1 protein-coding gene is annotated in these 233 nt (G+C 61.4%); it reads left to right on the plus strand.

What is annotated here, in order from left to right; translation table 11 throughout:
* Nucleotides 1–184: tetratricopeptide repeat protein (locus tag ACVA58_RS28760; RefSeq protein WP_446513634.1), on the plus strand; the 184-nt coding region annotated here is incomplete at its 5' end.
* Nucleotides 185–233: the final 49 nt, after the last annotated feature.

Raw genomic sequence — 233 nt, forward strand, 5'->3', positions numbered from 1 at the left:
GCAGTACATCGCGCAGCAGAACTACGAAGCCGCGCTTGAACAACTGATTGCCATCGTCGAGCGCGACCGCACCTTCCGCGACGACATTGCGCGCAAGACCATGGTGTCGGTGTTCGACATGATGTGCGATGCGCCGCAGGCGGTGTCGCACTGGCGCCGCCAGCTGGCCTCCAAACTGAACTGACCATGCGCCTCATCTACGTTGCTGATCCGATGTGCTCGTGGTGCTACGG

This window comes from Photobacterium sp. DNB22_13_2, assembly GCF_052873915.1.